The organism is Lentilactobacillus sp. (genome assembly GCF_040773105.1).
Classification (GTDB): domain Bacteria; phylum Bacillota; class Bacilli; order Lactobacillales; family Lactobacillaceae; genus Lentilactobacillus; species Lentilactobacillus parabuchneri.
Genome location: NZ_JAXGWW010000077.1, coordinates 1 through 8,774, shown reverse-complemented (window position 1 = coordinate 8,774; position 8,774 = coordinate 1). Strand labels below are relative to the sequence as shown.

The 8,774-nt window shown below is 43.8% G+C and carries 9 protein-coding genes and 1 tRNA gene; 8 read left to right on the top strand and 2 right to left on the bottom strand.

The window, feature by feature from the left end; all coding sequences use genetic code 11:
* The first annotated feature begins 135 nt into the window (after nucleotides 1-135).
* The 6 genes from AB3112_RS05630 (at nucleotide 136) to AB3112_RS05605 (ending at nucleotide 6,575) form a co-directional block, all read left to right on the top strand.
* Nucleotides 136-1,245: a P1 family peptidase gene (locus AB3112_RS05630; RefSeq protein ID WP_367334088.1), complete on the top strand. Its 1,110-nt coding sequence runs from the start codon at nucleotides 136-138 to the stop codon at nucleotides 1,243-1,245.
* Nucleotides 1,242-1,793 carry a C39 family peptidase gene (locus AB3112_RS05625; protein WP_084975222.1) on the top strand — a complete coding sequence of 184 codons (552 nt, stop codon included), beginning with the start codon at nucleotides 1,242-1,244 and terminating at the stop codon, nucleotides 1,791-1,793. Before AB3112_RS05630 ends, AB3112_RS05625 begins: the two co-directional genes overlap by 4 nt.
* Nucleotides 1,794-1,932: 139 nt before the next feature.
* Nucleotides 1,933-3,552, top strand: coding sequence for a peptide ABC transporter substrate-binding protein (locus tag AB3112_RS05620; protein ID WP_084975224.1), 1,620 nt, complete (start codon nucleotides 1,933-1,935; stop codon nucleotides 3,550-3,552).
* A gap of 25 nt (nucleotides 3,553-3,577) precedes the next feature.
* On the top strand, nucleotides 3,578-4,654 hold the full coding sequence (locus AB3112_RS05615) for a dipeptide epimerase (protein WP_084975226.1): 1,077 nt from the start codon (nucleotides 3,578-3,580) through the stop codon (nucleotides 4,652-4,654).
* Between the two features lie 275 nt (nucleotides 4,655-4,929).
* Nucleotides 4,930-5,820, top strand: coding sequence for an NlpC/P60 family protein (locus AB3112_RS05610; protein WP_057910475.1), 891 nt, complete (start codon nucleotides 4,930-4,932; stop codon nucleotides 5,818-5,820).
* A complete protein-coding gene (locus tag AB3112_RS05605) occupies nucleotides 5,817-6,575 on the top strand; it encodes a serine hydrolase (RefSeq protein WP_367334087.1) in 759 nt (252 codons plus the stop codon). Before AB3112_RS05610 ends, AB3112_RS05605 begins: the two co-directional genes overlap by 4 nt.
* 231 nt (nucleotides 6,576-6,806) lie before the next feature.
* Here AB3112_RS05605 and AB3112_RS05600 read toward each other — a convergent pair whose 3' ends face one another.
* Nucleotides 6,807-7,256 carry a MarR family winged helix-turn-helix transcriptional regulator gene (locus AB3112_RS05600; protein WP_057910473.1) on the bottom strand — a complete coding sequence of 150 codons (450 nt, stop codon included), beginning with the start codon at nucleotides 7,254-7,256 and terminating at the stop codon, nucleotides 6,807-6,809.
* A gap of 183 nt (nucleotides 7,257-7,439) precedes the next feature.
* On the opposite strand from AB3112_RS05600, the gene AB3112_RS05595 reads away from it, so the two are divergent.
* On the top strand, nucleotides 7,440-8,138 hold the full coding sequence (locus AB3112_RS05595; protein WP_084975234.1) for a hypothetical protein: 699 nt from the start codon (nucleotides 7,440-7,442) through the stop codon (nucleotides 8,136-8,138).
* 21 nt (nucleotides 8,139-8,159) lie between these two features.
* Nucleotides 8,160-8,243 (top strand) — tRNA-Leu (locus tag AB3112_RS05590).
* Nucleotides 8,244-8,421: 178 nt separating this feature from the next.
* Here AB3112_RS05590 and AB3112_RS05585 read toward each other — a convergent pair.
* The coding region (locus AB3112_RS05585; RefSeq protein ID WP_367334086.1) for a tyrosine-type recombinase/integrase at nucleotides 8,422-8,774 on the bottom strand (353 nt) is incomplete at its 5' end.

Genomic DNA, 8,774 nt, shown 5'->3' with positions numbered 1-8,774 from the left:
GCTCGCATATTTGTATGTAACAACTCGCAATCTGAAAGTTTCGATTGGGCTGCATTTCCTGAATAATTTGGTCGCTGTGGGAGCAATGATTTTTTCGATCTTTTCTATACAATAAATCTGGAAGGATGATCATTCATGGGACTAACAGTTGATTTACACAATGATGTTTCACAACGGGTAAAAGGGCCGCGCAATCTCATTACCGATGTTTCCGGCGTTAAGGTTGGTCAAACAACAGTTGATGAGGGCGATGTTCACAGTGGAGTGACCACAATTTTTCCCCACACCGGCAATTTATTTCGCCACAAGGTGCCCGCAGCCGCTTATGTCATTAACGGATTTGGCAAGAGCGTCGGCCTGGTTCAAATTGATGAACTGGGAACGCTCGAAACGCCGATCGTCATGACCAACACGTTTGGCGTTGGAACGGCGGTGAACGCACTCACCAAGTGGATGTTGAAAGCTAATCCAGAAATTGGGGATACCACCAGTACTGTCAATCCAGTTGTGGCTGAGTGTAATGACGGCGATGTTTCAAATATTCGAAAAATGCGGATTACCGAAGACGATGTCAATCGCACATTGAAAGATGCTGATGAAACCTTTGAAGAGGGCGCTGTCGGCAGTGGTCGGGGGATGATGTGTTATGACCTCAAGGGTGGCATTGGCTCCGCTTCTCGGGTCGTAACCGTTGATGACAAACATCAATATACGGTTGGGGCGTTAGTCATGACCAATTATGGCTATCTGACCGATTTTATTGTCAACGGTATGCCAATTGGCGAACCACTGGCAAAATTACTGGCAGAAACGAAACAAAAAGAAGAAAAGGGCTCCATCATCACTGTATTGGCCACAGATGCTCCCCTGAACGCCCGCCAACTCAAACGAATGGCAAAGCGGGCAACTGTCGGAATTAACCGGACTGGCGGCTATATTGGCAATGGCAGCGGTGAAATTGTATTCGCCTTTTCAACTGCCAATCAAGTTGATCACTTTCCGACAACTGATTTTGATACCGTCACCCGCTTCAACGATAACAAGATTGATTTATTTTTCCGCGCCACCGCTGCATCCGTTGACGAATCAGTTTTAAGCTCGATGGTGCATGCAGAGTCTGTCGTGGATCGTAAGGGCCGTTTGCGCCTGAATTTAACTGACGCCTGTGAGCAGTTAGTCGCTCAACAACCGCAATATCAAGAAATGGTGTCAAAGGTTCTGACTGATCTTGGGGTGATTAAATGAGTCGGAAAATTTTACTCGGTGCCGAAAATATTCAACAACTTTCTTGGGGCGCTATTAATGGTTGTGAGGCAGCCAGCTTATTAGAAGGTCTCCATTACCAGCACCATGCATTAAATATGAGTTATGGTCAGTTTTTGCTGGATATGCCGATTAGTTCAAATGCCAATCCCTATGAAGGCTTTGGCGGCTCCCCATTTAAGAATCAGCCAGGTGACTTTGAAGCGATATTTGTCCGGCCATTGATGCGGTGGGGCAGTCGATACGGACGTTTACAAAATTTGTCTGGCGCAAATCCCAGCTGGTTGTATGACGCCGTTCGCCTGGGCAATCCGGTAGTGACCTTTGTGACCGTTCATTTTGAAGAACCGCAGTGGGAAGATTACCCATTTGGGCGGGTTCCGGTAAATAACCATGCAGTCTTATTGGATGGCATTGCTGACGGTCAAGTTCACGTCAGTGATCCGATTGACGGGACCTACTGGTTATCTGTCGACAAATTTGAACGCATCTACCTTGCCCGCCGGATGGCGATTGCCGTTTTTCAGTAAAATCACATTTAGAATCGTATACGAGGACAGGCTTTCTGGAATCAATATTAGGAAAAGCCTGTTTTTTTTACATATTTATGCTAAATTAGAACCAAGATGAGTTTTTTCTAATCTTACATATCATTGAGGAGTGATTTATATGCATTTATCTCGTAGTGTCGCCGCACTTGCAGGTGTGGCCAGTATTGCATTGATTTTGGCCGGTTGTGGAAACAAATCGGGTCAGGCAAAGAAGACAATCACCACGTCAACCGATTCTGAATTGACAACTGTTGATCCTTCAAAGACCACTGCTGTTGGCACTTTCAACGTATTAAACAACGTTGACGAAGGCTTAGTCCGGTTGGGTAAGGATAGTAAGGTGACCCCGGGAATTGCCAAATCTTGGACAGTTTCTAAAGATGGTAAGACCTACACATATAATCTGCGTAAGGGCGCTAAATGGAGCAATGGTGATCCAGTGACCGCCCAAGACTTTGTTTATTCTTGGCGCAGAACGTTGAATCCGAAGACTGCCTCACAATATGGGTATTTGTTCTCAGGGATTAAGAATGCCGATAAGATTCAAAATAAAAAGGCAACTGTGAACTCCTTGGGAATTAAAGCTGACGGTAATTATAAATTAACCGTTAATCTTGAACAGCGGATTCCGTACTTTAACTTATTGATGGGATTTCCAGTATTCTTCCCACAGGACTCCAAAACCGTCACCAAGTATGGCAATGACTATGGAACTTCAGCCAAAACCCAAGTATATAACGGACCGTTTACTTTGACTGGCTGGACTGGGACTAACAACAAATGGACATTGAAGAAAAATACCCATTACTGGGATAAAAAGGCTGTTAAGTTAGACGCCGTTAAATTTAGTGTTCAACCAGACACATCAACCTCTTTGAACCTATACAACCAAGGCAAGCTTGATATGTCGCAATTATCTGCCACTCAAGCAAAGCAAATGGGTAACAAGAAGGACATGATTTCTCGAAAGCAATCGTCGAATTACTACATTGCCTTTAACCAAAAGAAGAAAGTTTTCAAGAATTTGAAGATTCGTCAGGCAATGTCGATGATCATCAACCGCAAGACATTAGCCAACAAGGTTATGGGTGGCGGTGCCATTGATAACCGAAGCTTTGTATCTGAAGGACTTGCTGTTTCTCCTAAGAATGGCACTGATTTTACCAAGGATACGACGGCACCTGCATCAATGAACTACAATCCAACTGAAGCTAAACAATTGTTCAAGCAGGGCTTACAAGAAGAAGGGTTGACCTCACTTCACTTTACCCTGTTGAACTCAGATGGTAGTGACCAAAAACAATTAAGCGAGTATCTGCAAAGTGCTTTACAAAAATTGCCTGGATTAAAAGTCACACTCAACAACATTCCGGGTCGTTCAATCTTGTCACGTCAAGCCAGTGGTCAGTTTACCGTAACGGTTGCCAACTGGTTCGCTGACTTCTCGGATCCAATTACATTCCTGAACATCTTGACTTCAAACAACCCAAGCAACATTTCCGGTTGGAAGAACAGCGAATACGATAAGCTGATTAAAGCAAGTAATGCCGATGATGGAAGTAATGCCAATGCCCGTTGGGATGACATGGTCAAAGCGCAGAACTTGGCATTAAAGGACCAGGCAATCATTCCACTTTATCAATCAGGTGAAAAATGGATGGTTAATTCTAAAGTTAAGGGTGTTATTTATAACACTGCCGGCGCCAACTACAACTTTAAAGACGCTTACGTTAAATAATTTTGAAAAGTAGGAGTGACAGTTCGTGCAACCAATCATAAAACAAATTGACATTCAATCGGCAGCCGTGCCGTTGAAACGGCCGTTTAAGACCGCTTTAAGAACCGTGACGACTGCCCAAACGTTGATTGTCAAAGTGGTGACTGATGATGGTCGAATTGGGTATGGTGAGGCGGCGCCGACACCTGTGATTACCGGAGATACGCTTGCCAGCATCCAGGACGCCGTCAAGAACGTGATTGGGCCCAAGATTATCGGTAAATCACTGGCAAATCCGGACGATATCAAAGCAACGATTGATCAGTCGATGGTTCATAATTCAAGCCCCAAAGCTGCCCTGAATATCGCGGTCAATGATCTGTTGGCGCAATTGTATGGTGTGCCGTTATATCAACTACTTGGGGGTCACCGTGATCGGATCCAGACCGACTATACGGTCAGTGTTGGCACAATTGCGGATATGATCGACCAGGCAAATGATTTGATTTCAAAGGGATTCGATACTTTGAAAATTAAAGTTGGCGATGACTCCGAAGAAAACGACCTTCAAAAAATTGTCGCAATCCGAAAAGCCGTTGGCCCAGCAATTCATCTGCGACTTGATGCCAACCAGGGATGGCACCCCAAGCAGGCCGTTGCCGTTATCAATCGGATGGCTGATTTGGGATTGAATATTCAATTGGTTGAACAGCCGGTTTTAGCGGCTGATTTTGAAGGGATGGCGCACGTAACTGCCAATACTTCGACGATGATCATGGCAGACGAAAGTATTTTCTCTGTTGAAGACGCTGCTCGAATCATCGCGATGCATGGCTGTGATATTATCAACCTGAAGCTGATGAAGGCCGGCGGTATCGATAATGCGCTGAAAATCAACACACTAGCGGAAGCAGCAGGGATTTCCTGCATGGTCGGCAGCATGATTGAATCGTCGGTTTCCGTTACAGCAGCGGCGCACCTTGCTGCCGCAAAGCGCAACATTCAATATGTCGACCTTGATGCATCGATGATGTTTACAAGCAATCCGGTATCTGGTGGGATCGGTTATCTGCAAAATGAAATTACCTTGCCTAATGTACCAGGATTGGGATTTAAAAAATAATCGGATAGGGGCTGGTCAAAAGTATGAATTTTTGACTCAGCCCTTTTCTGGTGATTCAATCTTACTTAGTTGAAACGTGGGAAAAAAGGCTGAACCAAGCCATTTAAGCCCAGCAACCAATCAATCGATTGCTGGGCTTAAATTCTAGGCTCAAAACGCCTTTTTCCCACGCTCTTCTATTTTTGTCTGAAAGGACGTCTTCTCTAGCGAAAGGGTTATAATATATGTATACTTGTAGTTAGTGTTATGATAAAAAAACGAATGGAGGTGCCCAGATGGAAACAAGACGTGTCAAAGTTCCGGTCGCAACTATCTGGAAATCTAAAGAGTCACCCAGAAAGGTTGACGAGCCTGCCTTAAATGGGGATGTCAAAACCTGGGTGGAACAAATGAGCGATCAGCAATCAGTTGATTTGTCGGAGGATGATTTGCTTGAAACTCAAGCTTTATTCAACGATGAAGTGATTATTGATCATATCGAAGGCGACTGGGCAAAAGTCTACGTTGCAAGTCAACGCGACGATTCTGACTCGAGAGGATATCCCGGTTGGGTACCGGTTAAACTCTTAAGTGAAAGCGCAATTACTTACCCACCGGTCACTTCAATTGTCCGAATTGCCGTTCGAACCGCTAACTTGTATGATGAAAATAAGCAGCCGGTTCTTGAGATGAGTTTGGGAACGGTTTTGCCACAAACCGGAACTGAGGGTGACATGATTGAAGTTGTGACACCTTTAGGGAAGGGGTATATTGATCAATCAGCTGCCATTCTGCCGTTTGCGGGTACCAATGCTGGCGAAACCATGGTTGAAATGGCCCGTCAATTTTTGGGCGAGCGTTATCTGTGGGGCGGTACCAGCTCCTATGGATTTGACTGCTCGGGATTTGCCTACACTTTGCACCGGGTACTTGGATTTGATATTCCACGGGATGCGGATGATCAGCAGGAAAATGGCTTGCCGCTTGCACCTGAAGAAATCCTGCCTGGAGACCTGGTCTTCTTTGCTTATGATCACGGTACCGGGTATGTCCACCACGTTGGGATGTACATTGGCAATGGCCAAATGATTGAATCTCGAACGCCAGGGGCAAAAGTGGATATCGCTGAATTGACTGAAATGAAGTTTGCTTCCGAGTTTGCTGGATTTAGGAGATATTGGCGATGAGTGACAATCTTCAAAATCAAATTGAACAAATATTGACGGGCAGTGACTTTAGCTACGGACTCTTGGTCCAATCCGGGGATCAAACATTGGTGGCCCATAACGCCGACGATCAATTTCCATCGGCTTCGTTAATTAAGCTCGGCGTGTTAAATGATGTCTTGGACCAACAGCTTGATTTGGAGCAGGAAGTGACCGTTGATCCAGATAAGTTTGTTGGTGGTGCCGGTGTTCTGCAGTTGCTGTCTCAGACCAAGTGGCGGCTTAAAGATTTGCTGGCCTTGATGATTAGTGTATCGGATAATGCTGCCAGCAATTTTGTCATTTCGCTGTTTGGTATGGATAACATCCAACAGTACCTGAAGAAACAAGGTTTCAAAGAGACTCTGCTGCAACGTTATTTGATGGATGGTCACGCACTTGCAATGGGACTTGATAATTACACCAGCGCAAGCGATAGTATCCGATTATTGAAAATGGCCTTGGACCATGGCCAACCAGTTGCGGACTGGTTTAAAAATCAACAGTTTCGTGGTAAGTTACCCGCTAATTTCGATGAATCCGGAGTAGATATTGCAGTATACAATAAGACTGGTGAAGGCAATTTAGTCGATCATGACGTTGCTAAATTTGTATATAGCAATCACTCGGTTTACGTCGCACTTTTGACGTCCGGGTCACTGAATCGAATGCAAACACTTTATAAATTTAACCAGGTCGGACAAGTAATTGCTGACTGGTTGGAAAATCAAGGATAAAAGAGTGGGACAACCGGCGTTTTGACCCCACAATTTAAGCCCAGCAATCGATTATTCCTGGTTTTGGAATGATTGATTGCTGGGCTTAAATGTTCGGGATCGGTCGATTGCCAAGTAGGCTAGGCAGGCTTTCAGCCGGCCGTCGTCCCACGTTTTGCTAGGTAATGTGGAATTGCCAGAAAGAGTTTGAAGCAAGACCTTTAGTTTTGTCCCGACCCCTTTTTTGATTAATTAAACCTCATGATTGTATTGATCCAACTTCTCTTCGATTGTCTGCATCGTTTGTGAGCAGGCATCTTTTTCTTCTTCAGTCAGCCCTAAGACTTCAAAGCAGCTGTTAACCCGTTTGAAAACTTCTCGCTTATTGTGGGTTGCATCATCTGTCAAATTAATAATGACGGTGCGTTCATCGGCTTCGCTTCTGCTTCTCGTGATCCAACCGTGGCTTTCCAGTCGCTTTAAAAGTGGCGTCAATGTGCCACTGTCTAAGTGGAGATATTCACCTAATTGTTTAACAGAGAGCGGCGCGTATTGCCATAATGTTAACATCGCAATATACTGTGGGTAGGTTAAGTCAAATGGTCTCAAGGCTTCTTGATAAAAATGATTGAATTTCTTGTTGGTTGAGTAAACTTGAAAACAGAGTTGCTCATCTAAATGGATCGGTTGTATTTTTTGCATATTCTTACTCCTATGATTTGAAAGCGAGACAGGATTTAATTATCCGCAGACGATGGCTTAGTCGATTAACATGTTATAGTTTATGTTATTATTGTAATGGATTGAGATTTAAAAGCAAGGCTTAACATATTGGAACAATTTAATTGTGAGCAATTAGATTGTCAAAAAAGGGGATTGTTACATATGAAAATCGGGAAGATTAGATTTAGCACATGGTTATTTTTCATCACCGTGATTGCGATGGTTGGCTACATTGGCTACTACGGCTACTGGTATATGAAGGGTCAGCCGAAGTTCCATAGTCAATTACTATTATTGATAGAAGTGTTTGTTGGCATCATCATTGCTTGTTTACCATTTGTGATCGAAAAAATCGGTTATTTTTATTTCCCACAAATCGAATTAATTTTCTTCTATATTTTCTTATTTATGTCAATTTTCTTGGGGTCTGGACTTCAGTTCTATAGTGTTCCATTCTGGGATAAGTATGAACACGTTCTTTCAGCAATGATGCTTGCCGGATTGGGTTTTTCAATTTTTCAAGGACTACTCAGTGCACGTGATAAAGCACGTAACAAGCCGTTTTTGATGAGCCTGTTTGCCTTTACCTTTGGCAGCACTTGTGGCGTTTTTTGGGAAATGTATGAGTTTACCGCCGATGGTCTTGGTGGACTAAATTTGCAGCGGTATGAAGAAGCGGGCCGAATGTTAGTTGGTCGAGCAGCCTTAATGGACACGATGACTGATTTGATCGCTGATTTGGCCGGTGCATTCTTGATGGCGTTGATCGGTTATTTAATGATGAAAAACGATCCAAGTTCCAGTCGTCACCTCGTTTTTAAATCAAAACGACAAAACTTCTTTTCAAGTTACTACTTTTAGTGTAAAATAAAACATGTTGTTGCCCTCGTGGCGGAACTGGCAGACGCGCAGCGTTCAGGTCGCTGTTTGAGCAATCAAGTACAGGTTCGAATCCTGCCGAGGGCATAACCACGTAAAATCAACGTTTCCGCACATTCGTTGATATGAAGCTTCTGATTCCTTTAGATAAGGAATTGGGAGCTTTTTTTGTTGCCAAAAAGTTGCCGTTGTTTTCTCTTAATTTCTCTATTTTTCAGAAGTTGGGCAACAAAATGGCAACATCGATGGCAACAAGTTTGTGAAATTATTTGTTGTCGAGCTGATCCAGCAAGCCGATCGTTTTATCTTCTTCTTCGGTTTGTTTATCTTTGAAAAGATGAGCATAGGTTGTCCGAGTGACCACCGTATTTTCGTGGCCTAATCGTCGGGCAACATATTGGTCGGTGACACCCTTAGAGATTAAGAAGCTGGCATGTGTATGCCTGAGGCCATGGAAAGTAATGCGCTTGCTAATAAGGTGGCGGAAATAAATGTTCTTTAAAGCCTTGTTGACGTCGGTTGACGAAACGACATGTAAATATCTGGAATAGAAAACAAAATCTTTGGGATTGCGGTAATGATGACGATCTAGAAAGTCGTTGACAATTTGTTGCCATT

Bases quoted from the DNA above. Each gene is read 5' to 3' on its own strand.
- AB3112_RS05630 (WP_367334088.1), top strand. From the start codon at position 136: ATGGGACTAACAGTTGATTTACACAATGATGTTTCACAACGGGTAAAA.
- AB3112_RS05625 (WP_084975222.1), top strand. From the start codon at position 1,242: ATGAGTCGGAAAATTTTACTCGGTGCCGAAAATATTCAACAACTTTCT.
- AB3112_RS05620 (WP_084975224.1), top strand. From the start codon at position 1,933: ATGCATTTATCTCGTAGTGTCGCCGCACTTGCAGGTGTGGCCAGTATT.
- AB3112_RS05610 (WP_057910475.1), top strand. From the start codon at position 4,930: ATGGAAACAAGACGTGTCAAAGTTCCGGTCGCAACTATCTGGAAATCT.
- AB3112_RS05605 (WP_367334087.1), top strand. From the start codon at position 5,817: ATGAGTGACAATCTTCAAAATCAAATTGAACAAATATTGACGGGCAGT.
- AB3112_RS05600 (WP_057910473.1), bottom strand. From the start codon at position 7,256: ATGCAAAAAATACAACCGATCCATTTAGATGAGCAACTCTGTTTTCAA.
- AB3112_RS05595 (WP_084975234.1), top strand. From the start codon at position 7,440: ATGAAAATCGGGAAGATTAGATTTAGCACATGGTTATTTTTCATCACC.